Source organism: Stutzerimonas stutzeri, assembly GCF_000935215.1.
Classification (GTDB): Bacteria; Pseudomonadota; Gammaproteobacteria; order Pseudomonadales; family Pseudomonadaceae; genus Stutzerimonas.
This window is the reverse complement of the sequence record NZ_JXXD01000116.1, coordinates 21141-47805: the sequence shown is the minus strand read 5'-3', so window position 1 is coordinate 47805 and position 26665 is coordinate 21141. Positions and strand designations below refer to the sequence as shown.

Annotated in this window: 22 protein-coding genes and 2 tRNA genes; 16 read left to right on the top strand and 8 right to left on the bottom strand. The window is 60.7% G+C overall.

Features of this window, described 5'->3' with window-relative positions:
• Positions 1-3: 3 nt before the first annotated feature.
• Positions 4-924, bottom strand: a complete 921-nt coding sequence (rdgC, locus tag LO50_RS13025) for a recombination-associated protein RdgC (RefSeq protein ID WP_003300724.1) — start codon at positions 922-924, stop codon at positions 4-6.
• A 215-nt stretch (positions 925-1139) separates the two neighbouring features.
• Between rdgC and LO50_RS13020 the strand changes: the two genes are divergently transcribed.
• The 3 genes from LO50_RS13020 to bamJ all read left to right on the top strand — a co-directional run bounded on the left by LO50_RS13020 (position 1140) and on the right by bamJ (position 2323).
• A tRNA-Val gene (locus LO50_RS13020) sits at positions 1140-1215 on the top strand.
• A 13-nt stretch (positions 1216-1228) separates the two neighbouring features.
• Positions 1229-1305, top strand: a tRNA-Asp gene (locus LO50_RS13015).
• 268 nt (positions 1306-1573) lie between these two features.
• A complete protein-coding gene (gene bamJ, locus LO50_RS13010; RefSeq protein WP_044315268.1) occupies positions 1574-2323 on the top strand; it encodes a BamJ family beta-barrel-assembly machinery protein in 750 nt (249 codons plus the stop codon).
• A 71-nt stretch (positions 2324-2394) separates the two neighbouring features.
• Here the strand turns inward: bamJ and bfr are convergent, their stop codons facing one another.
• Together bfr and LO50_RS13000 are read right to left on the bottom strand one after the other, a co-directional pair.
• Positions 2395-2865, bottom strand: a complete 471-nt coding sequence (gene bfr / locus LO50_RS13005) for a bacterioferritin (RefSeq protein WP_003300730.1) — start codon at positions 2863-2865, stop codon at positions 2395-2397.
• A 191-nt stretch (positions 2866-3056) separates the two neighbouring features.
• Positions 3057-3275: a bacterioferritin-associated ferredoxin gene (locus LO50_RS13000; protein WP_014821003.1), complete on the bottom strand. Its 219-nt coding sequence runs from the start codon at positions 3273-3275 to the stop codon at positions 3057-3059.
• A gap of 254 nt (positions 3276-3529) precedes the next feature.
• Between LO50_RS13000 and bacA the strand changes: the two genes are divergently transcribed.
• From bacA to LO50_RS12960, 8 genes are all read left to right on the top strand, one after another.
• On the top strand, positions 3530-4150 hold the full coding sequence (bacA, locus tag LO50_RS12995) for a biofilm formation regulator BacA (RefSeq protein ID WP_042919386.1): 621 nt from the start codon (positions 3530-3532) through the stop codon (positions 4148-4150).
• A gap of 19 nt (positions 4151-4169) precedes the next feature.
• A complete protein-coding gene (locus LO50_RS12990) occupies positions 4170-4865 on the top strand; it encodes a PspA/IM30 family protein (RefSeq protein WP_042919387.1) in 696 nt (231 codons plus the stop codon).
• Between the two features lie 68 nt (positions 4866-4933).
• Complete coding sequence (locus LO50_RS12985) at positions 4934-5578, top strand: OB-fold-containig protein (RefSeq protein ID WP_042919388.1); 645 nt, start codon at positions 4934-4936, stop codon at positions 5576-5578.
• A 26-nt stretch (positions 5579-5604) separates the two neighbouring features.
• Complete coding sequence (locus tag LO50_RS12980; protein WP_042919389.1) at positions 5605-7647, top strand: flotillin family protein; 2043 nt, start codon at positions 5605-5607, stop codon at positions 7645-7647.
• Between the two features lie 78 nt (positions 7648-7725).
• Complete coding sequence (locus LO50_RS12975; RefSeq protein WP_044315267.1) at positions 7726-7917, top strand: hypothetical protein; 192 nt, start codon at positions 7726-7728, stop codon at positions 7915-7917.
• 155 nt (positions 7918-8072) lie between these two features.
• Positions 8073-13316, top strand: a complete 5244-nt coding sequence (locus LO50_RS12970; RefSeq protein ID WP_044315282.1) for a DNA repair ATPase — start codon at positions 8073-8075, stop codon at positions 13314-13316.
• A 47-nt stretch (positions 13317-13363) separates the two neighbouring features.
• On the top strand, positions 13364-13858 hold the full coding sequence (locus LO50_RS12965) for a rhomboid family intramembrane serine protease (RefSeq protein ID WP_052816824.1): 495 nt from the start codon (positions 13364-13366) through the stop codon (positions 13856-13858).
• A gap of 15 nt (positions 13859-13873) precedes the next feature.
• Positions 13874-14566 carry a phospholipase D-like domain-containing protein gene (locus tag LO50_RS12960; protein WP_003283855.1) on the top strand — a complete coding sequence of 231 codons (693 nt, stop codon included), beginning with the start codon at positions 13874-13876 and terminating at the stop codon, positions 14564-14566.
• Between the two features lie 22 nt (positions 14567-14588).
• Here LO50_RS12960 and LO50_RS12955 read toward each other — a convergent pair whose 3' ends face one another.
• Positions 14589-16298 carry a hypothetical protein gene (locus LO50_RS12955; protein WP_042919390.1) on the bottom strand — a complete coding sequence of 570 codons (1710 nt, stop codon included), beginning with the start codon at positions 16296-16298 and terminating at the stop codon, positions 14589-14591.
• Between the two features lie 176 nt (positions 16299-16474).
• Between LO50_RS12955 and LO50_RS12950 the strand changes: the two genes are divergently transcribed.
• Positions 16475-17017 (top strand): YaeQ family protein, encoded by a 543-nt coding sequence (locus LO50_RS12950; RefSeq protein WP_044315266.1) that lies wholly within the window; start codon positions 16475-16477, stop codon positions 17015-17017.
• A gap of 42 nt (positions 17018-17059) precedes the next feature.
• Here the strand turns inward: LO50_RS12950 and LO50_RS12945 are convergent, their stop codons facing one another.
• The 4 genes from LO50_RS12945 to LO50_RS12930 form a co-directional block, all read right to left on the bottom strand.
• Positions 17060-18280 (bottom strand): NRAMP family divalent metal transporter, encoded by a 1221-nt coding sequence (locus LO50_RS12945; RefSeq protein WP_044315265.1) that lies wholly within the window; start codon positions 18278-18280, stop codon positions 17060-17062.
• 114 nt (positions 18281-18394) lie between these two features.
• Positions 18395-19309, bottom strand: coding sequence for a 5-oxoprolinase subunit C family protein (locus tag LO50_RS12940; RefSeq protein ID WP_044315264.1), 915 nt, complete (start codon positions 19307-19309; stop codon positions 18395-18397).
• Positions 19306-20013: a 5-oxoprolinase subunit PxpB gene (pxpB, locus tag LO50_RS12935; RefSeq protein WP_044315263.1), complete on the bottom strand. Its 708-nt coding sequence runs from the start codon at positions 20011-20013 to the stop codon at positions 19306-19308. The genes LO50_RS12940 and pxpB overlap by 4 nt, the downstream gene beginning before the upstream one ends.
• Positions 20010-20759: a 5-oxoprolinase subunit PxpA gene (locus tag LO50_RS12930; RefSeq protein WP_044315262.1), complete on the bottom strand. Its 750-nt coding sequence runs from the start codon at positions 20757-20759 to the stop codon at positions 20010-20012. Before LO50_RS12930 ends, pxpB begins: the two co-directional genes overlap by 4 nt.
• 192 nt (positions 20760-20951) lie before the next feature.
• On the opposite strand from LO50_RS12930, the gene LO50_RS12925 reads away from it, so the two are divergent.
• The 4 genes from LO50_RS12925 to LO50_RS12910 all read left to right on the top strand — a co-directional run bounded on the left by LO50_RS12925 (position 20952) and on the right by LO50_RS12910 (position 26650).
• Positions 20952-21479, top strand: a complete 528-nt coding sequence (locus LO50_RS12925; protein WP_038658189.1) for a winged helix DNA-binding protein — start codon at positions 20952-20954, stop codon at positions 21477-21479.
• 28 nt (positions 21480-21507) lie between these two features.
• Positions 21508-23223, top strand: a complete 1716-nt coding sequence (gene recJ, locus LO50_RS12920) for a single-stranded-DNA-specific exonuclease RecJ (protein WP_044315261.1) — start codon at positions 21508-21510, stop codon at positions 23221-23223.
• Between the two features lie 128 nt (positions 23224-23351).
• Positions 23352-25445 carry a molybdopterin oxidoreductase family protein gene (locus LO50_RS12915; RefSeq protein ID WP_044315260.1) on the top strand — a complete coding sequence of 698 codons (2094 nt, stop codon included), beginning with the start codon at positions 23352-23354 and terminating at the stop codon, positions 25443-25445.
• A gap of 95 nt (positions 25446-25540) precedes the next feature.
• Positions 25541-26650 carry an NADH:flavin oxidoreductase/NADH oxidase gene (locus LO50_RS12910; RefSeq protein ID WP_044315259.1) on the top strand — a complete coding sequence of 370 codons (1110 nt, stop codon included), beginning with the start codon at positions 25541-25543 and terminating at the stop codon, positions 26648-26650.
• The last annotated feature ends 15 nt before the right edge of the window (positions 26651-26665 follow it).

Genomic DNA, 26665 nt, shown 5'->3' with positions numbered 1-26665 from the left:
GTGTCAGAGGCCCTGGGGGACTTCTTCGCCACCGAACGCCTCGAACAGCGCAGGCAGGAACTCGCGGAAGGTCATCATCATCAGCAGGAAACTGGCGTCCTGCTGGGCAAGGGCGTCTTCGCCACCGTCCTGCTCGGCCTGGTCCTGCAGCAGTTCCTCGAAGCGCAGGCGCTTGATGATCAACTTGTCGTCCAGCACGAAGGACAGCTTGTCCTGCCAGGCCAGCGACAGCTGGGTGACCTGCTTGCCGGCTTCCATATGCTGCTGGATCTCATCGCTGGTCAGGTCCTGGCGCTTGCAGCGCACCACGCCGCCGTCCTCGTGGGTATCGCGCAGCTCGCATTCGTCGAGCACGAAGAAATCGTCTGCGGACTTCTGCGTCTTGACCCAATCGGTCAGGGTGGCGCTTGGCGCGATCTTCACGGTCAGCGGGCGCACCGGCAGCGAGCCGATCGCTTCACGCAGGGTGGACAGCAGGTCCTCGGCCTTCTTCGGGCTGGCCGAGTTCACCAGGATCAGCCCGCGCTCGGCGTCGATTGCGGCGAAGGTGCCGGATTTGCGGATGAAGGCGCGCGGCAGAAAGGCCTGGATGATCTCGTCTTTTATCTGGTCGCGCTCCTTCTTGTAGACCTTGCGCATCTGCTCGGCTTCGATCTCGTCAACCTTTTCCTTCAGCGCATCCTTGACGACGCTGCCCGGAAGAATGCGTTCTTCCTTGCGCGTGGCGATCAGCAGGAAACCCTGGCTGACGTGCACCAGGGGGGCGTCTTCACCCTTACCAAAGGGGGCGACGAAGCCGTAGGTGCTCAGCTCCTGGCTGGCGCAGGGGCGGGCAGGTTTGGCGGCCAGTGCAGCTTCGAGTGTCTCGGCATCTAGAGCGACGTTCTGGGTGAGACGGTAAACGAGCAGGTTACGAAACCACATGGCGGGGTAGATCTCCGGAAAGCAAAGGGGTGCATTATTCCTGCCTGGCCAGTTCAGGCCAACCCTGCGGGATGTTAATGCACGGCGGACGAGAAAAATCGGCTGGTAAATCGAGGGTTTTCCTAAGTCTTTGGAACTTCTGCAATTTTTTTTTCGAAAGGGGGTTGCCAAGGTGCGGAACCCTCTCTAGAATGCGCCCCACTTCGAGAGCAAACGGGTGATTAGCTCAGCTGGGAGAGCATCTGCCTTACAAGCAGAGGGTCGGCGGTTCGATCCCGTCATCACCCACCACTCGAGGTTTAGCGCAGCGGTAGTTCAGTCGGTTAGAATACCGGCCTGTCACGCCGGGGGTCGCGGGTTCGAGTCCCGTCCGCTGCGCCATATTCGCTTCACGGGTCCACTGAACGCCCTGAAGCAACGAAAGAAACGGCCATTATAGGCCGTTTTTTTTTGCCTGAATTTTTGTGGGCTGAAGCTGCGGGTGCCGCTTCTCGCTCGGCTCGATCCTGCTATCGGATTGCTACGCGCGTCCGTTCTTTGCAATCTCTTTACGGTCCTTGCCTTGGGGTGCGGTAGCCAGTGCCGGGATGCGCTGCTAAGCTCGACCATCGGTTTTTAGAATGCCCAACAGCGTATTTAAGGAAACAGCATGAGACTGAGACATCATCGTTTGGCGCCTGCGGTTGCCCTGGTTGGCCTGGTGCTGGCCGGCTGCGACTCGCAGACCAGTGTCAAACTGGACACTCCGGCGCAGAAGGCGTCCTATGGTATCGGCCTGAACATGGGCAAGAGCCTTGCGCAGGAGGGTATGGATGATCTCGACTCCCAGGCTGTTGCGCAGGGTATTGAAGATGCCATCGGCAAGAAGGAGCAGAAGCTCACCGATGAGCAGCTGATGGAGGCTTTCACCTTCCTGCAGACCCGTGCCGAAGAGCGCATGGTTGAGATGAATGCCAAGGCGGTCGAGGCTGGCAAGAAGTTCCTCGAAGACAACGCCAAGCGTGAAGGTGTGAAGACCACCGAATCCGGTCTGCAGTACGAAGTCGTCAAGGCGGCCGAAGGCCGTCAACCGACCGAGAACGACGTGGTGACCGTGCACTACGAGGGCAGCTTGACCGACGGCACCGTCTTCGATAGCTCGATCAAGCGCGGCAGCCCGATCGATCTGCCGGTCGGCGGTGTGATTCCAGGTTGGGTCGAAGGTCTGCAGCTGATGCATGTGGGCGAGAAGTACAAGCTCTACATCCCGAGCGAACTGGCCTACGGTGAGCAAAGCCCGAGCCCGCTGATCCCGGCCAACTCGGTGCTGGTCTTCGATCTCGAGCTGCTGGATATCAAGGGTGGCGAGGCCGAGCAGCCCGCAGCCGAGCAGCCTGCTGAAGCAGCCGAGCAGGAATAAGCGGTTCTCTTCGCTGCAAACGAAAACGCCCCGATCTAGTCGGGGCGTTTTTATATGGGCTTGCGACTGAATCAGTCGTCCATCTGCGACTGCAGGTAGTTTTCCATGCCCACCTTGTCGATCAGGCTCAGCTGCGTCTCCAGCCAGTCGATGTGTTCCTCCTCGGATTCGAGGATGTCTTCCAGTAGCTCGCGACTGCCGTAGTCGCCGACGCTTTCGCAGTATGCGATGGCGACCTTCAGATCCTGCACGCCACCTTGCTCCAGCCTGAGGTCGCACTCGAGCATCTCGCGAGTGTTCTCACCGATCAGCAACTTGCCCAGATCCTGCAGATTCGGCAGGCCTTCCAGGAACAGGATGCGCTTGATCAGCTTGTCCGCATGCTTCATCTCGTCGATGGATTCTTCGTACTCATGCTTGCCGAGCTTGCCGAGACCCCAGTCCTCATACATGCGCGCGTGCAGGAAGTACTGGTTGATGGCTACCAGCTCATTGCCGAGGATCTTGTTGAGGTGCTGAATGACCAGCTTGTCGCCTTTCATGTAGTTAGCCTGCCTGACGCGGTGGGAATGCAAGCAGTCTGGCCACGCTCAGGCGACCTGTCAAACCTAAGTCATTGAATGCTAAAGCTAAACCCTAGCGAGAATAGTTCCGTTCCGCATCCTTCTGAGCAACTTGCTGATTTGCAGGCAAAAAAAAGCCGGGCATGGCCCGGCTTCATGACTTCAGTCTGTCAAGCCTGAACAAAACTGGCAGGGTAGGCGAGGGAGGCCTGGGCACTTTGCACGTTGCTGAGCGTCTCGCGCACGACCTGCTTGGCGACGCAGGCACACTTGCCGCACTGGGTGGCGACGCCGGTCGTTTCCCGTACTTCACGGTAGCTGCAGCAGCCTTCGTAGATGGCATCGCGAATCTGGCCGTCGGTGACACCCTGGCAAAGACAGACGTACATAGAAGCACTACCCGTTGAATTCGTTGACGGTTGGGATGCTAATCAGAATGAGAATAATTGTCAAAGTTCGTTCGTCGCCTCGTGGGATCTCCAGTGCGTGTGGTAGTTGGCGGCAGTAAATGGTAGGCCTGGGCGACAATGTTTGAATGGTCGTGCCGCCCTTCAGCAAGGTACGCATACGCATTGCTTCACGTTTCGTGAAAATTACATGTGATTGCGTTGTGCTTATTACATGTGGTGCTATCTTGGCCGCTATGGAAACGAAATCGTCCGCACATTATCAGCGCCTCTTCCGGCAACGCCTTCGTGATCAGGGGTTGGTGAAGAAGGAAGTTTGGATCCTGCCTGAATATTCAGCGCGGCTTGCGGCGATGGAGAAGAGAATGCGCCAGCCACTTCAGGGGCTGGCTTCATGTGAAATGGAAGAAGGTATGAATATGCCGCAGCTATGGACCGCCCAGGCGTTGCATGACGCTATTGAAACCACTGAACTCTGCAAAAGTGGTCAGATCGCACTCGAGCTGATCGAGGGGGCTGACGCCAGTTTGCGCGTCACTATGCGTGAGTATGGTGATTTGCCGATCTACGTCGCGGTGATTGGCGAGCAAATCATCGTCGAGGCACTGCTCTGGCCGGTTTCGGATGTGCAGGATCCGAACGCATTCAATGAGCAGATATTGCGCACCCACAAGTTGTTTCCGCTTTCGTGCATCGGCATCGAGTCGCTTCCGGATGGTCAGCCTTGCTACACCATGTTCGGTGCATTGAGTTCGGCGTCCACGCTTTCGGATGTGGTGCTGGAGATCGAGTTGCTTGGCGATAACGTGATCAAGGCTACCGAGGCGTACGAAGGCTTTCTCAAGGCCGGCGCTTGAGCTCTAAAGGAGATCTGAGATGAATGTATGGAGCAAGCTGCTCACCGCCCTGCGCGGTGGCGTCAATGAGGCGGGCGAGGCGGTAGTGGATAGCCAAGCGCTGCGTATTCTTGATCAGGAAATTCGCGATGCCGATTCCGAATTGCGCAAAGCCAAAGAGGCATTGGCTGAAATAATGGCCAAGCAGAAGTTGGCTGCTGAGCGTGTCAACAGGGCAGCTAAAGCGATCAGCGAATACGAGCAATATGCGTTGAAAGCGCTCGAGGCCGGTGATGAGCCGTTGGCCAAGGAAGTGGCCGCAAAGATTGCCAATCTTGAGGCTGAGCAGATCGCCGAGCGCGAACAGGCCGAAAATTACGCTGAGAGCGTGGCGCAACTGCGCAAGGCCGTCAGTCAGGCGGAAGCACATATCAAGCGGCTCAAGCAGCAGGTTGATACGGTCAAGGCTACGGAGAGTGTGCAAAAGGCGCAGATGGCCGTCGCTAAGCGCTACGGTGGTTCCCAGGCCAAATTGCACACCGCGGTTGAGTCGCTCGAGCGGATCAAGCAGCAACAGGCCGAGCGCGCAGCGAAGATGGAGGCAACGGCCGAGCTGGCAGAAGCGTCCCACGTCGACGAATCACTTGACGCCAAATTGCGCGCCGCGGGGATCGTTGCCGACGATGCCAGTGCAGACAGCGTGCTCGCGCGCCTGAAGGACAAGGCCAAGGGCTGACCCCGACGCCGGTGGAGCCCGTCTCGCGGAGTTGGCGGGGCAGGCGCCACAACACAAGGAAGTGATCCATGGATTTGTTCATACAGACTGCTTTGAGCTTTCCGGTGGTGCTACTCAGCTTCGTGCTAGGTATAGCCATTCTGTACTGGTGCGTGGCAGCGCTCGGCATGATCGACGTGGACGTACTCGACGTCGAGATGGAGTCTTCTCTCGAAGATACGTCGTTTCAGCCGGAAGGCCTGGCTGGCCTGTTGCTCAAATTCGGTCTATCCGGGGTTCCAGTCACGCTGGTGCTGACCCTGCTGTTCTTCTTTTCCTGGCTGTTCTGTTATTTCGCTCAGCTGCTGGTGCTGCGTCTCCTGCCGCTCGGCATTTTGCGTTACCCACTTGGCCTGGTGCTGACTGTGGTTGCACTGCTGCTTGCGGTGCCGATTTGCGGCGCGCTGGTCCGTCCACTTCGCCCGCTGTTTCTGAAGCTTCACGCACCCACTCATCGTTCGTTGCTCGGTCAGGTAGCTGTCGTGCGCAGCGGTACAGTGACGTCGAGTTTTGGCGAGGCCACGCTGGAAGATGGCGGTGCAGGGCTGATCCTGCGTGTCAGGGCGGAGGAGCAGGGCGGGTTCAAACGCGGTGACCGCGTGGTTTTGCTGGAGTACCTGGAGGCCGAGAATGCCTATCGGGTCATTACCGAAAGTGAATTCAAGGGCGTCTAGCCCGCTTTTTAAAAGGAGTTGATGTAATGAGCCTCGAACTGGTGATGCCTTTCCTGATTGGATTGGGCGTGTTCTTCCTCTTGATCATGGGCTTTTTTGTCCTGTTCAAAGCTTTCTATATAAAAGTCCCGCAAGGCACGGCGCTGATCGTCAACGACATGTCGTCAATGCCCAAGGTCCACTTCACTGGCGCCCTGGTCTATCCGGTGATCTACAAAAAGGAGTTCATGAAGATCTCCTTGCTGACGCTTGAAGTCGATCGCCGCGGTAAGGATGGTTTGATCTGTCAGGACAACCTGCGTGCCGATATCACCGTCGCCTTTTATCTACGGGTAAATGAGACCCAGCAGGATGTGCTGAAGGTAGCCAAGGCGATCGGCGTGGATCGTGCCTCCGATCGTGCAGCGGTTAATGAGCTGTTCAATGCCAAGTTCTCCGAAGCATTGAAGACCGTGGGTAAGCGCTTCGATTTCGTCCAGCTGTTCGAAGAACGCCAGAGCTTTCGTGACCGTATCGTTGAAGTGATCGGCAACGATCTGAATGGTTACGTCCTTGAAGACGTCGCGATCGATTACCTGGAGCAAACGCCCAAAAGCTCCCTGGACCCAAACAACATTCTCGATGCTGAAGGTATTCGCAAGATCACCCAGCTGACGGCTGCGCAGAACATCATCACCAACGACTTCGAGCGCAACGAAGAGTTGGCTATCAAGAAGAAGAACGTCGAAACCCGTGAGGCTACTTTGGCGCTCGAGCGTCAGGAGGCTGATGCGGTTGCTAGGCAGAAGCGAGAGATCGAGACCATTCGTGCGCGTGAGCATGCTGAAACGCTCAAGGTGCAGGAAGAGGAGCGGTTGAAGGCCGAGCAGGCCCGCATTCAAACCCAGCAGGAGCTGGATATCCGCGCCGAGAACCACCAGCGTGAAGTCGAAGTGGCGCAGCAGAACCGCCAGCGTGCGGTGGTCATCGAAGTCGAGAAAGTGACGCGTGCCAAGGATCTGGAGATCGTGGCTCGCGAGCGTGAAGTCGAACTGCAGCGAATCGAAAAGGAAAAGGCGCTGGAAGAAGAGCGCAAGAATATTGCTTCAGTTATTCGTGAGCGCGTTGCGGTCGAGAAAACCGTTGCCCAGGAAGAGGAACGCATCAAGGAAGTCCGCGAGGTCTCCGAGGCCGAGCGAATGAAGCAGGTCGTGGTGCTCAATGCCCAGGCCGAGGCAGAACAGGAGCTGGTGCGTCAGGTCAAGCAGGCCGAGGCGGACGAAACACGCTCCAAGCACAAGGCTGTGGAAATCAATACGCTGGCGCAGGCCGAACTGGAGGCAGCTGCCAAGCAGGCAGAAGCGAAGAAGAAGCTTGCCGAAGGCGTCGAAGCCGAGCGTGCAGCACCGGGCCTCGCTGATGCGCGCGTGCGTGAAGTCACCGCGGCAGCGAAAGAGAAGGAAGGGCTGGCCGAAGCACGCGTGCAGGCAGAGCAACTGATCGCAGCTGCCAAAGGCGAGCAGGAGAAGGGTCTGGCCGAGGCACGGGTGATTGAGGCCAAAGCAGGCGCCAAGGAGAAGGACGGTCTGGCCGAGGCCAAGGTGCTGGAAGAAAAACTCACTGCTCAGGCCCGCGGCGAGGAGCAGTTGGGCAGTGCCAAGGCCAAGGCGGCCCAGGATCTGGGTATGGCCGAGGCGCACGTGCTCTTGGAACGTCTGAACGCCGAGGCCGAAGGCTTGGGCAAAAAGTTCGGTGCGCTGGACTCGCTCAGCGACGGTGCCCGTCAACACGAAGAGTTCCGCATGCAGCTGGAGAAGAGCTTCGAAGAGGCGATGGCCTCGATCGCGGCAAACAAGGACATCGCCAAGGACCAGGCAGAGGTGCTGTCGGCGGCGCTGTCGAAAGCCAAGATCGAAATCGTCGGAGGCGAAGGCGACTTCTTCAATTCGTTCGCCAAGTCGTTGTCGGTGGGCAAGGCGATCGAAGGTGTGGTTGGCAAGAGTCCGGTAGTTCAGGACGTGCTGGCGCGCCTGCTCAATGGCCGCGCGGCTGAAGCCAAACCGATGCGCGCTGACGCCAGCGAAGTTTGATGATCCCAGGGCGCCTGCATCTGAAAGCAGAGTGCCCGTTCTGGCTCACCTGATGAGCCGCTGCAGCAAGGAGTGTTTATGTCTGAACCAAGGGATTATCTGGAAATGTCCTTCCGCTCGATTCAGTGCTTTGCCAATGATGGCCGCCTGGACGTGGACGAGCTCGGTGCTCTGCTGGACATCGCCGAGCGCGACGGTGATATCGATGAAAACGAAGCTCGTGTGCTGACAAAGATCATCGAACGCATCCGGCCCGAGGAAATCGACTAGCCAATGCGCGACAAGATCGCCGAGGTGGCCAAGAAAATCGGAGCTTGAGGCATCCTCCAGATCACCAGCCATTCGGCGTTCCCCGCTACTTAGTGCAGCCCCGTGCGACCGGGGCTCGTTGCTTGCAGACCGCATAGATTCAAGGAAGACTCATGATGTCGGACGTCCAAGCCGAAAATACCCAGGACATTCTCGATGAAGCCGTCGCGCAAGGCGGTGCTTACGAGGTGCTGCACAAGCGACTGCAGGAGCAGGGATTACGTCTTCGGCATATCACCGAGAGCTTGAACGAAGAGCGCCTGGAGGCCTTCGGCAGCAGCCGAATGGAGGTGGTGGGGCGAGTCCGTATCCGTACCGAGAATAACTGCACTGCACGTGACATCGCCCAGGTCGGCGACAGCTTGCTGTTTGGCTACAACGTTTTTCTCGGGCTCAAGAAAGAAACCCGTGTCGAGGACGTATTTTCGCTCTATCGATTGAGCGAGCAGGCCGAGGGCTACGAAGCCCAAGCCGTGTCGCTTGAGGGCAGCTTTCTTGCCCAGAGCAGCTTCGTAAACGACTTCAACGAGCTGTACACCTACTACAAAAACACCCGCTTGCTGCAGCTGATAGTGCGTGACGGCAAGCTGCTGGCCAGCTTCCAGATTGGCGAGCGGGTCACGGACATTCGAGTATTCCGTTGGTCGATTTCCAATGACGGCAAGGATGTCCGATACATCGACAACCGTGGCGAGCGCGATATCGCGTTGCCGGCACCATTCGATTTCGAATGGCAGAAGACTTCTCGTGAGATGGTGGTCAATGGCCGACATCCACATCTGAATATCCTCGACACATTGTTCGTCGAGACCATTGGCGGCGACCTGACCGTCAAGGTCGAAAACAACACCGACGATGGCCTTGGCATCTACCGCGAGGCGGTGCTGGACAAGACCCAGTCCCTCGACGATGCACAGATCGAATACGCCAGGCTCGGTAGCCTGATCCTGCTTAAGGTGCTGCCGTATCGGGAAGAGCAGTGGCGCTATCTGGTCTTCAACAGCCTGACGCGCACGGTTGAGCGCCTTGATGCAATTGGGCTCGCCTGCGTTCAGTTGCCAGAAGACCATGGAATCATCTTTCCTGGCGGTTACTACCTGCAGAACGGAGAGTCGAAGGCATTCGAGCAGTCGATGGACGGCATGCGCTTCAAGCGCGCGGTGCGCTCGCCTAACGGTGAGGATGTGCAGTACATCTTCTACCATCCGGAAGAAGGGCGATCGGCGTTATTTACCTACAACATGATCGACCGCCAACTACAGAATCCGATCTTCGGTCATGGCTATGCCCGGCTCGAAGACGGGCGCATGGTGATCTTTTCCGCCGAAGGCAGTGAGCCCACACGCATCCACCCGATGCAGATCTGGCAGACGCCATTCTGTACCGATGACTTCGCCGCACGGCAGCCTGCGCGCAGCGGGTTTTTCGGACGCATCGGCAACGCCGAGTTGGTGCGCGGCGTATCCGACCTGTTCAACCTGAGTCGCGAGATCGATGCGCCGCAGATATCGGTGCAGCGTTATACCCAGCTCTGCCAGAACACCCGCCGTCTGTTCGATGCCTACCATTGGCTGGGCGATGCCCAGTGCCAGGGGCTTGCCCTGCTGCTGCGCGAGATTGCAGCGACCGGCGAGCTGGTACTCGATGAGTTCGAGAAGGTCGAGAGCATTCGTCAGCAATCGAGCCGTGCGATGGCCGAAGCCCAGACCCGCCAGAAGGCATTGCTCTCAGGGTTGTTGACAGACAGCTGGGACAGGGTGCAGCAGTTCGTCGAAGCGCTTAACGCGATCAACTCACAGCGCGGCCAGCTACTGACCATTCGTGACTACCGTTATATCGATGTCTCTCGCATCGATGCCATGGAGGCCGAACTGCTCGAAGCACAGGAGCGGGCCAGCTTGGCGACTTCGAGGTTCCTGGCCAGCGATGCGGCGCTCGAACCTTATCTGGTTGAACTCAGTGAGCTTGATGCGACCGCACAGAAGGCGGACACCGTCACTCAGCTCAATGAGCCCCTTGCCGGCATGCAGCAGATGGCTGCAGGTCTGGATATGCTCTCAGGTCTGATGGCGTCGTTGTCGATCGATGATGCCACCGAGCGCACCCGCATCGTCGAGTCGATCTCGGAAGTGTATGCCCGCCTCAACCAGGCCAAGGCGCGAGCCGAGCAGCGCCGCAAGGGGCTCGGTTCGGCGGAAACCGTGGCCCAGTTTGGTGCTCAGTTCAAACTGTTCAGCCAGGGCATCACCAACGCTTTGGCCCAGGCATCGGACCCGGAGCGCTGCGACGAGCAGCTCTCACGTCTGCTGGTGCAGCTCGAGGAGCTTGAAAGCCAGTTCGGTGATCACGAACAGTTCCTCGGCGACATCCTGAGCAAGCGTGAGGAGTTGCTGGAGACCTTCGAGGCGCACAAGCAGAGCCTGCTTGATGACCGCCAGCGCCGCGCCCAGGGCGTGCTCGATGCTGCGTCGCGCATTCTCGACAGCCTCGGTCGCCGTACTGCCCGGCTGAACCAGACCGAGGAGCTCAACGCCTTCTTTGCCGCCGACCCGCTAATCCTCAAACTGCGTGAGATGGTGGGGCGCCTGCGCGACCTCAAGGACAGCGTCAAGGCAGACGATGTGGAGGCGCGCCTGAAGAGCGCCCGCGACCAGGCGGTGCGGGCGATGCGCGACAAGAGCGAGCTGTTCGAGGCCGGTGGCAACGTCATCCGACTGGGCCCGCGCCACCGCTTTAGCGTCAACACGCAGGAGTTGGATCTGACCCTGCTGACCCGTGGTGATCAGCTCTATCTGCACCTGACCGGGACCGACTTTCTCGAGCCGTTGCGTGATTCCGAACTCGAAGCGTTACGCGAATTCTGGCAGGTGTCGCTGGAGTCGGAATCGGAGGCGTTGTACCGCGCCGAGTACCTGGCCAGCGAAGTGCTCGCCGCGGCGGATGCCGGACAAGATGGCATGGATATCAATAGCCTAAAGCAGCTACTCGCCGACCGTGAGGCGCTGACCAGACGCATTCGAGACTTTGCCGCCCCTCGTTATCGGGAAGGTTACGAAAAGGGTATCCACGATCACGACGCGGCGCTGATCCTGGCGCGCCTGCTACCGCTTCGCGACAGCGCAGGGCTGCTTAGCCATACGCCGATGGCGCGAGGCACTGGCTGTTTTTTCTGGAACAGTGTTGAGGGTCAGGCCATTGCATTGGAGTGGCCGGAGCGCGCCCGCACCAGTCGGCATATTCAGCAGCTCTTTGGTCGCCGGGATGGGATCGATCAGCTTGAGGCGGAAATCGCTTCGGCGATTGAGCGGTTCGCGACCGATGAAGGCATAACGCTGCGGTCCGGGCTGCCTCTAGACGCGGCGCGCTATCTGGTCCAGGAGCTGGCTGGCGAACGCATCGAATTCGTCTTCAGCAAATACGCGCGCCAACTGCTCGGCTCGCTGCAGGCAAAGCTGGAAGCGGCACGTGTCTGGGATGGCTATGTGCAGACATTGGAGCGACTTCAGGGTCGCCCAGCAGCACGGTGGGCGCTGGTGGACAATTGGTTGCAAGGACTCTGCGATCAGGGCGAGCTGTCCGACCTTGCTCGCTACATCCCCGAGGCAGTGGCGCTGGCTCTTTTGCCGGAGGGGCAGAGCAGGCGAGTCACTGAAGTGGATCTGCGCTTTGCTGTTGAAGAGCTGATGGGTGACCACCCACGCATTGAAGGCCAGCAGCTGATGCTGTCGCTGGATGACTATTTCGAGCGGCTCGAGAACCATCGCCGCCGCTTCCTGCCACAACTTCGGCGTTACCAGGCCTTGCGTCAGGATGTGATCGGTCGCGAGCGTGAGGCGCTGCGCCTTGGCGAGTTCAAGCCCCGGCCGCTAAGTTCTTTTGTGCGCAACAAGCTGATCAACGACGTTTATCTGGGGTTCATTGGCGACAACCTCGCCAAGCAGATGGGTACTGCGGGAGAGAACAAGCGCACCGATTTGATGGGGCTTTTGATGCTCATCTCGCCGCCTGGCTACGGCAAGACAACCCTGATGGAATATGTCGCCCATCGATTGGGGCTGATCTTCATGAAGATCAATGGCCCGGCGTTGGGCCACGAGGTTCGTTCGGTGGACCCTGCGCAAGCGCCCGATGCCACTTCGCGCCAGGAGCTGGAGAAGCTCAATCTGGCTCTTGAGATGGGAAACAACGTGATGCTGTATGTCGATGACATCCAGCACACCCATCCAGAATTCCTGCAGAAATTCATCTCGCTTTGCGACGGTACACGTCGTATCGAAGGCGTCTGGAAGGGCAAGACCAAAACCTATGACATGCGCGGCAAGAAGTTCTGCGTAATCATGTCCGGCAACCCCTATACCGAATCCGGTGACGTCTTCAAAATCCCTGACATGCTTGCCAACCGTGCGGATATCTACAACCTCGGCGACACGCTTGGAGGCATGCAGGAAGCCTTCAGCCTCAGCTATATCGAGAATGCGTTGACCTCCAATCCGATCCTTGCGCCGCTGGCTACCCGCGACATGGCCGATGTCTATCGGCTGGTCGACAAGGCCCAGGGCAAGCCGTTCTCCGCCAATGAGCTGTCGTACAGCTACAGCGCCGCCGAGATCAACGAGATCACCGCTACGCTTGAACGCTTGATGCAGGTGCGCGATGTCGTAGGCAGGGTCAACCAGCAGTACATCGTCAGCGCCGCGCAGGCCGACCAGTACCGTAGCGAGCCGCCGTTCAAGTTGCAGGGCAGTTACCGCAACATGAACAAGATGGCTGAGAAGATCAGTTCGGTGATGAACCAGGCAGAGCTGTTGCAGCTGATCGCCGACCATTACCAGGGTGAAGCGCAGTTGCTCACCACTGGTGCCGAGGAAAACCTGCTCAAGCTCGCTGAGCTGCGCGGCAATATGACGGACGCTCAGGCCGAGCGTTGGGCGCAGATCAAGCGTGACTTCATGCGCAACAAGGCCATGGGCGGCAGTGACACTGATGTCGGGGGCCGCGTAGTCGCGCAGCTCAACGATCTGGTCGAAAGCGTGCGCGGGCTGAGCACGGGCAAGTCCGACCGTGATGAGGCGCGTATTCCCTGGGAGCAACTGATTAGCGGGCTGGATAATCTTGGTCGGCTAAGACCGCAGGTAGAAGTTGTCGCACCGCCTCAGCCAGCCGTACAGAAGCTGCTGGAGAATCTGGCCGACAGCTTGCAGAACAGTTTTCTGCCGCTGATCAAAACCATGGATAAGAAGATCGATATCGACTTGCGTACCCACCATCGGATGCTGGAGATATCCGCTCAACTGCGTGAGCTTGGCGAACATCTCGGCCAGGAGCAACGCAACGTCGAACCCTACGATGGAATGTCTTGAAGCGAGCGCTCGGTGAGCTGCGCTTTCTGGCCGTGTTGGCCGGCGGCATGGTGCTTGTGCAGCTCGCCAACAGCTTTACCGGCGGTGCGCTGAATGTATGGGGGTTGGTGCCACGTCAGGTGCAGGCGCTGCCTGGCATTCTGATCGCGCCCTGGCTGCACGGCGGCTGGGCGCACCTGCTGAGCAACCTCAGCGGCCTCATGATTCTTGGGTCACTGGTGTTGCTGCGCTCGCGGCGCGATTTCGTACTGGCAAGCCTCTTCATCATCGTCGGCAGCGGCGTGCTGGTGTGGTGCTTTGGGCGTATCGGCGTGCACATCGGTGCAAGCGGCTGGTTGTTCGGCTTTTGGGGGTTATTGCTGGCCCGCGCCTGGCTCGATCGCAGTCTGCTTGACCTGGCGCTCGCTGGGCTTGTCTTCATGTTTTATGGCGGCTGGCTGTTCGGGCTATTGCCGCGTGACGGAGTTTCCTTCGAATACCATCTGGCCGGTGCGTCGTGCGGCGTGCTTTACGCTGTGCTGTCGCGTAACCGGCGCCTCTGACAAAAAGGACTTTGTGTGGATTTCAATCGACTTGACCAACAATTGCGCGACAGCTTGGCCGATCTGCGCCTGAGCAACGAAGAGCGCGACGAGTTGCGCCAGCTGGGCAGCGAGCTGACAGTTGACCAGATACGCTTCCTGCGTAATCGGGCTTTCGCCTTGGTGCGCGAGCTTAGCCGTGAGCCGGCGAACGTTGAGCCTGCGCTTAAATGGCTGGAGCAGGTGATCAAGACGCTCGACTCCTGCTCCACTCCAGTCAGGGTAGAGCAGGCCAGCGCACATTTCAGTCCGGGCGAGAGCTGCCGTCGCAAGATTCGCGACCTCTGCCGGCAGGCGCGCAAGAGCGTGGATATCTGTGTTTACACCATCTCCGATGATCAACTCAGTGAGGAGATTCTGGCGTGCCACCTACGTGGCGTAACTGTGCGGGTAATCAGCGACAACGAGAAACAGTATGACGCGGGCAGCGACATCCAGTGGTTGCGCGATAAGGGCGTGCCGTTGCGTATCGACTCTGGCCCATATCACATGCATCACAAGTTCGCGCTATTTGACGGGCGCCTGCTCCTCAACGGCAGTTTCAACTGGACCCGTAGCGCGACCACCAGCAATGAAGAAAATCTGCTGGTGATCGATCATCCACAATTGCTGGCCGATTACGCGCGCGAATTCGAGGCGCTCTGGTCGCGTTACGCGGAGAATTGTTAATCGCTAAAGTTGGTGAGCTTCTTCAAGCCGCGTTGGGCTGCCGCCAGAAATCGTCGCTGAACACCTTGTCGAGTAAGCGATGCTTGAGCGTGCGGCTTTCATCGGTAGCTGCGGCGTCGAGTTTCTTCAGCAGGCGCTGAGGCCCGTTGCGTGGGTCGAAGAGGTCTCGATAGCCAAGGCCATCGACCGCGTGGGCGAGTAGGTCCTGTTCGAGTAATGCGTCGATCCAGTCCGACGGATAGCTGATTTCTCCAGGTATTCGTCGGATTAGATCCACCGCTTTATCGACATCTCCCAGACGCAAGTATGCGATGGCTAGATCATCGAGCAGCAAGGCCATGTCGAACGCTTCGATTTCCTCTGGGGCGTTGTCGGTGACCAGCGTGTCCCGCACATTGTCTAGCAGGCTTCGCGCATCTGCCGGCCGATCCAGGCGCTGTAGCAGAAGGGCGTGGCGTGTGTCAGTGAATGCACGGTCGAAGAGAGGCTGACGTTCTGCCAAGCGCTGAATCTGTTCCAGAGCGCGGCGAATTTCGTAACTGGTGCGTTGGCGCTCCGGTAGGCGGCTTTGTAATGTCAGGCGTGCGTTCAGAACCTGCAGCCGTAGGTGATCGCGATCGGTGTCCTCTGGTAGGTACTCGATCCAGCGCTCGGCCTGGCCAAGCATCGAGGTGGCTAAGTCTGGCTGGCTTTGCTCATAAACAGACCATAGCGACAAGTACAGGCTGATGCGCTGTGTTTCGTGCCTGGACAAGCGCTGTAAATCCCGCTCGGCTTCAGACACGGCGCCCTGGTCAATCCACCATTGGGCCAGTCTCAGTAGTAAGGCGTCATGCACGCCATCTTCGACCTCCTCCAGCAACGCCTCGGCCTCGCGAAGCTGGCGATGTCGCAGCATGGCGTCGAGCAATTGATCGTAATGTTCGTCGCGCCAGTTCGCATCCAGTCGCTGAATCTGCTGCTGGGCTTGAGCGAGCCAGCCGGCTTCTATCATGGGGGTGATGAAGGGATTGTCGCGTTGCAGCGAAAGCGAATCGGAGAGTTCCAGAAGCTGTTGGAGATCGCCAAGAGAAGCCAACTCCCGCGCAAAAATTTCCAACCCGACAATGTCTTCAGCCGGAACGGTCTGCTGCAGTGCCCAGAACTGCGCGAGGCTATGTCGTGCGGCATCCTCTTTGCCGCTCTGGCGTTGCAGGCGCGCAAGGCCCAGCCACTGCTGTGCGCTCAGGTTGGATGTGGTGGCGAACGTTTCGAGCTCGCTATTGGCTGTGTCCTGATCGGCCTCGGCAAGCAACAATGGGATGCGTAGCAGCGGATCGCTAGGGCGCTTATCGCCAGTGCGCTTTAGCAGCTCCAGTGCCCTTTCGGCTTCACCTGCGTCGATCAGCTGGTAAAGCATCTTGGCTAGCGCTTCGCGGCGATGGTGCGCGTCGAGGTACGAATATAGCCCCAGCGCTTCTTCCTCACGGTTCAGCTCGAGCAGGGTCGCGCACAGCGATGCATTGGCCACCTGCCAGGCATCGCCCTGTAGCCGTGCAGCCAAATCAATGGCCATTTCGGGGGCCAAAATGCGTAGGGTCGAGATGCGATTGATCCACACCACCTCCTCAAGGGTGAGGCGGGCTGAGCTATCGGCAACGGGAATCCGATGTGGCTTCGGGTCAGCGCCAGTGATGGCGATAATCAAGAAAACCCCGATGAGTACCACCAGTACGACGACAAATGCTTCCATGAGAATCCATTCTCTCTGCTTCTTAAAAGACCCGTGGCAGGCCAGGCGGCGCTTTATAAGGGCCGGGCAGGGAAGGGCGCAATGATGGGGCATGACAAATGCCAACCTGGTCTCTCTCGGGCTCACGGCGCCATAATTCTGTAGACTCTTCGCCTTTCGTTCGCCGGATGCCCGCCATGGCGCTGCAAGCCACCCCCTACAAAGTTGAAATCAATCTCACCGATCTCGATCGTCATGTTTATCAAGATCTGCGCTTCACCGTGGCTCGTCATCCATCGGAGACTGAAGAGCGCATGGTCGCGCGGCTGATTGCTTATGTGCTCTGGTACGGCGAGCAGTTGGCCTTTGGCCGCGGGCTGTCGGATGTGGATGAGCCTGCACTGTGGGAAAAGAGTCTGGATGATCGCGTGCTGCACTGGATCGAGGTCGGCCAGCCTGACGCTGAGCGGATTACCTGGTGTTCGCGCCGCGCCGAACGTTTCAGCCTGGTGGCCTATGGCAACCTGCGGGTCTGGCAGACCAAGGTGCTCGATAATGTACGCAGCCTGAAGAAAATCAACGTTGTAGCGGTGGGGCAGGAGGCGCTCGAGTCAGTCTCGCGTGATCTGCCGCGGTCGATCAGCTGGAGCGTAATGATCAGCGAAGGGTCGATGTTCATCACCGATGAGCGCGGCCAGCATGAGATACCCCTGGAATGGTTGATCGGCGAACGCGGGTGAGGCGCTCGCCGATAAGTCCCGCAGGGCGCGGCGATTACTTGATCAAGACTGCCAGAACTGCACGAACGCATTGAACGACATCACCACCCCAACCGCCGTAGCCAGCATGGCCAATATGCCGAACATCAGCATCCAAGTGGGGTGACGGTAGCCGTCGCCGACGATGTTCGATTTGCGCGATGCGAGCAATATGCAGCCCAGCGCCAGCGGTAGCACCAGGGCATTCAGTGTGCCCGCCACCACCAGAACCTTCACGGGCTGGCCGACCAGGCTGTAGATGAGCGTCGAGCAGGCAATAAAGGCGATTACGACTCGCTGGTTATGCCGGCGAATGCTGTCATGCAGCGAGTACATGAAGGTCACACTGGTATAAGCGGCGCCGATCACCGATGAAACCGAAGCGGCCAGTAGCACTACGCCAAAAATCTTGTAGCCGATGGTGCCCATCGAATGGGAGAACACCGATGCAGCGGGGTTGCTCGGGTCGAGAGTCAGGCCCTGGCTGACGACACCGAGGGCTGCGAGGAACAGGCAGATGCGCACGACGCCAGTGGTAGCGATACCGATCACGGCCGCGCGGGTTACCAGCCTGACATTCTCTACACCGGTGATGCCGGCCTCTACCAGGCGATGGCCACCGGAAAACGATATGTAGCCGCCGACCGTGCCGCCCACCAATGTCACGATCGGCAGCAGCAGGATCAATGGGTCGTCCGGATTGAAGCTGCGACTCATCGCTTCGAGCAGTGGTGGATTCGACTGCAGCATGGCGTAGCCGATCATGCACAGCATCACCAGGCCAAGGACTTGCATCACCGAGTCCATCACGCCCTTGGCGTTGCGCAGCAGGAAGATGCCGATGATCAGCACGGCGGCGATCAACGAGCCGATTATCGGCGGGATACCGAAGATCACATTCATCGCCAGGCCGGCGCCACCGATGTTGCCGATGTTGAAGGCAATGCCGCCAAGCACGATGAAGGCGGATATCAGATGGCCGACGCCGGGTATCACGCGGTTGGCGACGTCCTGGCCGCGCAGGTTGGCAACGGTGATCACCCGCCAGATATTAAGCTGGGCACCGATGTCGATGAGCAAAGAGATCAGGATCGCGAAGGCGAAACTCGCCAGATACTTCTCGGTGAACAGCGACGTTTGGGTCAGAAACGCGGGTCCGATGGACGAAGTCGCCATGATGAAAATGGCGCCGCGCAGGACGTTGCGCTGGGCGGGAGTGCCGCGTTCGGCTTGTGTGGCTTGCATTGGATACCTTCTTTTTCTTGGCGTTGGGGCAGGTAGAAATGCGCCCGGGTCATACCCGGCAATGTTGTTCTTGTTGGAATAACTGGCTGCTGGTCAGCGGCTCCTTATGAGCGACTACCGCCACTGGGCGAGCAGTTCGCGGTGCGCGCGTTGCGCGGCCTCCAGTGAAATCGGTTTGAGCCTGAGCGAGGTGCCTGGCAGGCACTGCGCCAGCTGGGCCACCGCCGCAGGTGTCAGCGCGCCGAGGCGTGGATAGCCGCCGATTGTCTGGCGGTCGTTGAGCAGGATGATCGGCTGCCCGTCGGCCGGAACCTGGATCGCCCCCAGCGGCACGCCTTCGGAAATCATGGATGAGCGCGTGCTGTGAAGCGTTGGGCCGAGCAAGCGCACGCCCATGCGGTCGGCTCGTTGATCGACTGTCCAGTCGCTGTTGAAGGCATCGAACAGGCTCTGGCCGCTGAAATCACCAATCTGCGCGCCGAGCACGACCGCCAGGGTCGGGCTCGGTAGTGGGGTGACGGTTGGCACTGGCAGCTCTCGGCGAGCAGCAGAAACACCACTGAGCCAGTGCAAGCGGCCGCCCTCGGCCAGCGCTTGGCCGTCACCGGCCAAGCCGCCGAGTTGCTCGCGCCGGACCGTGGCGCAGCTCCCCAATACCGGTGTCGCCTGAAAGCCGCCTGGCGCAGCGAGATAGGCGCGAACGCCTCGCTTTGGGTGCGTGAAGGTAAGCAGTTGGCCCTTACGGACCTCGAAGCTACGCCCCGGTGCGATGGCTTCGTCATCGAGCGCGGCGCCGAGATCGGCACCGCAGATCGCCAGGCAGGTATCGGTTTGCGCGCGAAGGCTGAAATTCCCCAGCGTGATTTCCACCGTAGCGGCCTGCACAGGATTTCCAAGCAGCCAGTTGGCCCAGCTGTGGGAAATCCAGTCCACCGGGCCGCCCTGGGTAACGCCGAGGTGGCGGACGCCCATACGGCCGCCGTCCTGCAAGCTGGCCAATGCGCCGGCGCGTTCGATAAGCAGACTCATACGGCAGTCTCCTGAAAAGGGCTGTCGTTGCCGCCCAAGCGGATGAATTCGGCGCGCTCGATGGGCACGAAGCGCACCCGGTCGCCTGGCTGCCAGAGGCTGTAGCCGTCGGGCTCGCGGTCGAACAGACGAACCGGGCTGCGCCCGATCAGATTCCAGCCACCCGGCGATACCAGCGGATATATGGCGGTCTGCCGATCGGCGATGCCCAGGCTTCCGGCCGGCACCTGCTTGCGTGGTGTGGCCAGGCGCGGGCTGGCCAAACGCTCATCGACCAGCCCGAGAAAGGCGAAGCCGGGTGCGAAGCCGAGGGCGAAGACCTGATAGATGTGTGCGCTGTGTTGCTCGATCACGCCGGCTACACCGAGCCCGCTGCGCTTGCCTAGCGCTCGTAGCTCGGGGCCGACGCTGGCGTCGTACCACACTGGGATTGCATGCTGGCGCGCAGTTTCGGCGGCGGCGGGCTGCAGACCCTCGAGCGCTTGGTGAAGGTGCTGGCGAGCCTGCAGGTCGTCCAGTTGGATCAGGTCGTAATGCACCAGCAGGGTGGTGTAGGAAGGCACCAGATCGATCAGTGCCGTGCCGAAGGCGTCGCGCACCCGCTGACTGGCGGCAAGCATCCAGGGCATGTTGCCTTCGTCGATCTGATCGAACAGGCGCAACAACAGGCTGTCGACGCCCACCACTTCGATCCGCGGCTTCATGCGGGAAGCGCTTGCAGCGCGTGGCGGATGCGCTGGACGGCGGCTATGGAACCGGCGTTGTCGCCATGCACGCAGAGGGTATCGGCCTGCAGAATCAGCGCGCTGTCATCGCTCGCGATCAGCGCCTCGCCCTTGGCCAGGCGCAGGGCCTGGTCGGTCACGGTTTCTGCATCGTGGTGGACGGCGCCTGGCAGGCTGCGCGAAACAAGCATGCCGGCGGCGTCATAGGCGCGGTCGGCGAACACCTCGAACCACAGGGTGATGCCCATTTCCTCTGCCAGTGCTTGGCTTGCGCTGTTGTCGCGGGTGGACATCAGCATCAGCGGCAGGTTGGCGCTGTAGGCCTTGATGGCGCTCATCACTGCGCGCAGCAGTTCGGGCTGGCGCATCATGTCGTTGTACAGCGCCCCGTGCGGTTTGACGTAGCGAACCTGCGTGCCTTCAGCGCGGCAGATGCCGTCGAGTGCGCCGATCTGATAGAGCAGCATGTTCTCCACTTCGGCCGGGCTGCAGGCCATGGAGCGCCGGCCGAAGCCGACCAGATCCGGATAGGCCGGATGGGCGCCGATGCGCACATCATGCTTGCGTGCCAACGCCACTGTGCGCCGCATGATCTGCGGATCGGACGCATGGAAGCCGCAGGCGACATTGGCGCAATCGATGAACGGCATCACCTCGGCATCCAGGCCCATGGTCCAGGCGCCGAAGCTTTCCCCTATATCGCAATTGAGTAAGAGACGACTCACGATGGCTGCTCCTTTCGAAATGGACTGGTGCGTTTGCGGCGGCGTTGAGGGTCGATACACTGATAAAGTATTGATAAATTATCAACGTATTTCTGCCGTTGGGCGTCTGAAGTGCCTGAGCGGACATTGCTGTATCCTTGCCCGCCCCATCGATACGAACGGCGCTGCCGCTTCATCAATCAGGAACTCAAGATGGTTGACGCCAAAAGCCCCCGCCCGTTGCGATCTTCGATCGTCGCTTCGGCGCACCTCGCCGAGCAGTCCCAGGAACTGTCTGAACTGGAGTACGGCATCATCGTCGCCAGCGCCGCGCTGATGCGCTGGATGGAGCGTTGCATGCAGGCCTGCGGCACGGTGGAGATGAACGCGCTGGACGTCATGGTGCTGCACAATCTCACCAGCCGTGGCCGCGCCAAGCGACAGGCGGATATCTGCCTGCTGCTCAATGTGGAAGACACCCACACCGTGACTTACGCGCTGAAGAAGCTGAGCAAGCTCGGCCTGGTGGAAGGGGCGAAGCAGGGCAAGGAGATGTTCTATCGCACCACCGACAAGGGCCGTGCGCTTTGTCAGGAGTACGCCGACATCCGCCGCGAATGCCTGATCGCCTCGTTCGAGAACCTCAATATCGACCCTGATGAGATCCACCGCCTGGCGGGCATGCTGCGCGCTATGTCGGGCCTGTACGACCAGGCCGCACGTGCGGCCACCTCCCTGTAATCCGTTTCACCGAGTCTGGAATCCGACGATGCGTATCGAACCCCGCCCCCTGCCCGAGCAGCTGCCCGACCTTGGCGAGCTGCCGCCGCTGCTGCAGCGCCTCTACGCGGCCCGTGGTGTGACCTGCGCAGAGGAGCTGGACAAGGGGCTGGCGCGGTTGATTCCTTATAAGCAGCTCAAGGGCATCGATGCCGCGGTCGAGCTGCTGGTCGAGGCGCTGGAGAAGCGTCAACGCATCCTGTTCGTCGGCGATTTCGATGCCGATGGCGCCACGGCCAGCACCGTGGGTGTACTTGGCTTGCGCCAGCTTGGCGCTGCCCACGTCGATTACCTGGTGCCCAATCGCTTCGAATATGGCTACGGTCTGACGCCGGAAATCGTTGCCGTTGCCTTGCAGCGCGAGCCCGATCTGTTGGTGACCGTGGACAACGGCATTTCCAGTGTCGACGGCGTGGCGGCGGCCAAGGCCGCAGGGCTCAAGGTGCTGGTCACGGACCATCACCTGCCGGGTCACGAACTGCCGGCGGCTGATGCCATCGTTAACCCCAATCAGCCTGAGTGCGCCTTTCCCAGCAAGTGCATCGCCGGTGTCGGGGTCATCTTCTATGTGCTGCTGGCATTACGCGCTCGCCTGCGTGAGCTGGACTGGTTCATCCGTCAGGGCTGGGCAGAGCCGAACCTGGCTGAGCTATTGGACCTCGTGGCGTTGGGCAGTGTCGCCGACGTGGTATCGCTGGATGCCAACAATCGCATCCTGGTCCATCAGGGATTGGCGCGGATTCGCGCGGGGCGGGCGAGGGCGGGCCTGCGGGCGATTCTCGAAGTGACGGGGCGCGACCATCGACGCATCACCTCTACCGACCTGGGCTTCATTCTCGGACCGCGGCTCAACGCGGCCGGGCGGCTGGATGACATGTCGCTGGGCATCGAATGCCTGCTCTGCGAGGACGAGGCACTGGCGCGCGATATGGCGGTCCAGCTCGATGAGCTGAACAAGGACCGCAAGAGCATCGAGCAGGGCATGCAGCGCGAGGCACTGGCGCAGCTCAAGGATTTGCCCCTGGAAGACCTGCCGTTCGGCCTGTGCCTATTCGAGGCGGACTGGCATCAGGGCGTGATCGGCATCCTGGCTTCGCGTATGAAGGAGCGCTACCACCGCCCGACCATCGCCTTCGCCGATGCCGGCGACGGCCTGCTCAAAGGCTCTGCGCGCTCGGTGCCGGGCTTTCATATCCGCGATGCGCTGGATGCGGTCGCCGCCAAGCATCCCGGCTTGATCAGCAAGTTTGGCGGGCATGCCATGGCGGCCGGGCTGTCGCTGCCGCAAGCCAGCTTCGGCGCATTCGCTGCCGCCTTCGACGCCGAAGTGCGCCGCCAGCTGTGCGAGGATGATCTCACCGGCCGGCTGCTAACCGACGGCCAGCTCAGCGTCGAGGAGTTCCACCTGGAACTGGCGCGTGCGCTGCGCAACGCCGGGCCCTGGGGCCAGCATTTTCCCGAGCCGATGTTTCATGGGGTGTTCCAGTTGGTGCAGCAACGTATCGTCGGCGAGCGCCATCTGAAGCTGGTGCTCAAGAGCGAATGCGGCTCGCTGACCCTCGACGGCATTGCCTTCAACGTCGACCGCGAAATCTGGCCGAATCCGACGGTGCGCTGGGCCGAGCTGGCCTACAAGCTCGACGTCAACGAGTACCGCGGTCAGGAAAGCGTGCAGCTGATGGTGGCGCATATCGCCCCGCGCTGATCGATGCATGCCGGCTGACGATAGGCCGGCTGAATCCAGCGCCATTCCCCGTCAAGACGTCTGATTGTTGCCCGCGGCCATGGCGCCTAGAGTGGCTGGACAACAACAGCGCCATGCGGGAATCCGAAATGAGCGAGATCAGCGTCCATCACCGTGCCTGTCATCTGTGCGAAGCCATCTGCGGCCTGACCATCCAGACCGAAGGCGAGCGCATCCTTTCGATCAAGGGCGACCCCCTCGACAGCTTCAGCCGCGGCCATATCTGTCCCAAGGCTGTCGCCCTGCGGGACATCCAGAACGACCGTGACCGGCTGCGCCACCCGATGCGGCGCTGCGGCGATGAGTGGCAGGCGATCAGCTGGGAGGAGGCCTACGAACTGGTCGCCGAGCGCCTGGCTGAGATCCGCGAGCGCCACGGCGCCAATGCCGTGGCCATCTACCAGGGCAACCCGAGTGTGCACAACTACGGGCTGATGACCCACAGCAACTACTTCCTCGGGCTGCTGAAGACGCGCAATCGCTTTTCCGCGACCTCGGTCGATCAGCTGCCGCATCACCTGACCAGCCATCTGATGTACGGCCACGGCCTGCTATTACCCGTGCCGGACATCGATCACACCGATTTCATGCTGATCCTCGGCGGCAACCCGCTGGCCTCCAATGGCAGCATCATGACCGTGCCCGACGTAGAGAAGCGGTTGAAGGCGATCCGTGCCCGCGGCGGCAAGCTGGTGGTGGTCGACCCGCGTCGCAGCGAGACCGCAGCGATCGCCGATCAACATATGTTCGTGCGGCCGGGACAAGACGCGGCGCTGCTGTTTGGCCTGCTCAATACTCTGTTCGAGGAAGGCCTGACGCGCACCAGCGAGCTCCCGCTGGACGGCATCGAGGAGGTGCGCACGGCGATCGCCGCCTTTACCGCCGAGGCGATGAGCGCCCGTTGTGGGATTCCGGCCGAGCAGATCCGCCAGCTGGCGCGGGATTTCGCGGCGGCGGACAAGGCAGTCTGCTACGGGCGGATGGGCGTCTCGACCCAGGCCTTCGGCACGCTCTGCCAGTGGTTGGTGCAGCTGATCAACCTGGTCACCGGTAACCTCGATCGGGTCGGCGGCGCGCTGTGTACCGAGCCTGCGGTGGATCTGGTGGAGACCACCTCCGGCGGCCACTTCGCCGCCTGGCATAGCCGGGTTTCGCAGTTGCCTGAATACGGCGGCGAACTACCGGTAGCGGCACTGGCCGAGGAGATGCTTGAACCCGGGGAAGGGCAGGTGCGTGCACTGATCACCGTGGCCGGAAACCCGGTGCTCTCCACGCCCAACGGGCGCAAGCTGGAGCAGGCGCTGGATGGGCTGGAGTTCATGCTCAGTGTGGATTTCTACATCAACGAAACCACTCGCTATGCCGACGTGATCCTGCCGCCGACCGCGCCGCTGGAGCACGACCATTACGACGCCACCTTCAACCTGCTCGCCGTGCGCAACGTTACCCGCTTCAACCAGCCGGTACTGCCCAAACCCGAGGGTGCGCTGCACGACTGGGAAATCTTCATCGGGCTGGCTAAGGCGTACGCAGCGCGGGTCGGCGTCGAGCTGAAGCCCACCATGCCGCCGCAGCAAATGATGGACCTGGCGCTACGCCATGGGCCATACGGCGACAAGTCCGAGCGCAAGCTGCGCCTGGCAGCACTGGAGGATCATCCCCACGGGCTGGATCTCGGGCCGCTCAAGCCAAACCTGGCGCGGCGCCTGAAAACGCCGAACAAGCGCATCCAGACCGCGCCGGCGCTGATGCTGGACGATCTGCAGCGTTTCGCCGCGCAGCCTCAGGCAGGTGCCGACGAGCTGTTGCTGATCGGCCGCCGGCATGTACGCAGCAACAATTCCTGGATGCACAACTACCAGCGCCTGGTGAAGGGCAAACCTCGTCATCAGCTGCTGATGCACCCTGCGGACATGGCTGCTCGGACTTTGCAGGATGGCCAGCGGGTGCGCGTGCATTCCCGGGTCGGCGTGGTCGAGGTGGAGGCGCTGGCCAGCGAGGAGATGATGCCCGGCGTGGTCAGCCTGCCGCATGGCTGGGGCCACGCCCGTCCTGGCGTGCAAATGGATATCGCCCGGCAGCAACCGGGCGCCAGCAGTAACGACCTGACTGACGAGCGCCAGTTGGATGTATCCGGCAATGCCGCGCTCAACGGTGTGCCGGTGCAGGTCAGCGCTGCCTGAGGCTGACAGTTCCACCGATGTCGGGCTGGGCATGAGCGGCGAAACGGTCTCTACTGACGGGTGTCAAATCCGCATCACCGACAGTAGAGGCCGACATGTCCCAGCTTTTTCAGCCGCTTACCCTGCGCCAGCTCAAACTGCCCAACCGGATTGCCGTATCGCCCATGTGCCAGTACTCGGCGAAGGCCGGGATGGCCAACGACTGGCATCTGGTGCATCTGGGCAGTCGGGCCGTCGGTGGCGCCGGGCTGGTGATCATCGAAGCGACGGCGATCAGCCCTGAGGGGCGTATTTCGCCGGACGACCTGGGTATCTGGTCCGACGAGCATGTCGAGCCATTGCGGCGGATCACCCGCTTCATCGAGGCGCAGGGCGCATTCGCCGGCGTGCAGCTGGCCCATGCCGGGCGCAAGGCGAGCACCTGGCGGCCCTGGCTCGGCAAGCACGGCAGCGTGCCGATCGCCGCTGGCGGCTGGACCCCGGTCGGTCCTTCGACCATTGCTTTCTCGCCTGAACATGCCGTGCCGACGGCGCTGGACGACGCCGGCATCGCGGGCGTCGTGCAGGCCTTCGTCGAGGCGGCCGAGCGCTCATTGGCGGCCGGCTTCAAGGTTTCCGAGGTACATGCGGCCCACGGCTACCTGCTGCATCAGTTCCTTTCGCCGCTATCCAACCAGCGGCAGGATCGCTACGGCGGCTCGTTCGACAACCGTATCCGCCTGCTGCTGGAGGTTACGGCAGCTGTTCGCCAGGTCTGGCCCGAGGAATTGCCGCTGTTCGTCCGCCTCTCGGCAACAGACTGGGTCGATGATGGCTGGAATGCCGACGAAACCGTCGAACTCGCGCGGCGGCTCAGGGAGATTGGCGTCGACCTGATCGATGTGTCGTCCGGTGGCACTGCTGCCAACGCCGATATCCCGGTCGGGCCCGGCTACCAGACCCAGTTCGCCGAGCGCGTGCGCAAGGAGGCGGGTATCGCCACCGGCACGGTCGGCATGATCACCGAGGCGGTGCAGGCCGAGCACATCCTGCGCACCGGCCAGGCCGACCTGATTCTGCTCGCCCGCGAACTGCTGCGTGATCCGTACTGGCCGCTGCATGCTGCCGAGGACCTGCGTGACAGTTCCGTGGCCTGGCCGGCGCAGTACGTGCGTGCTGCCCATCGCGACACGCCGATTCGTCAGGTGCCCGAGTCGTTTGACTGAGCACTGCTGTTCAAA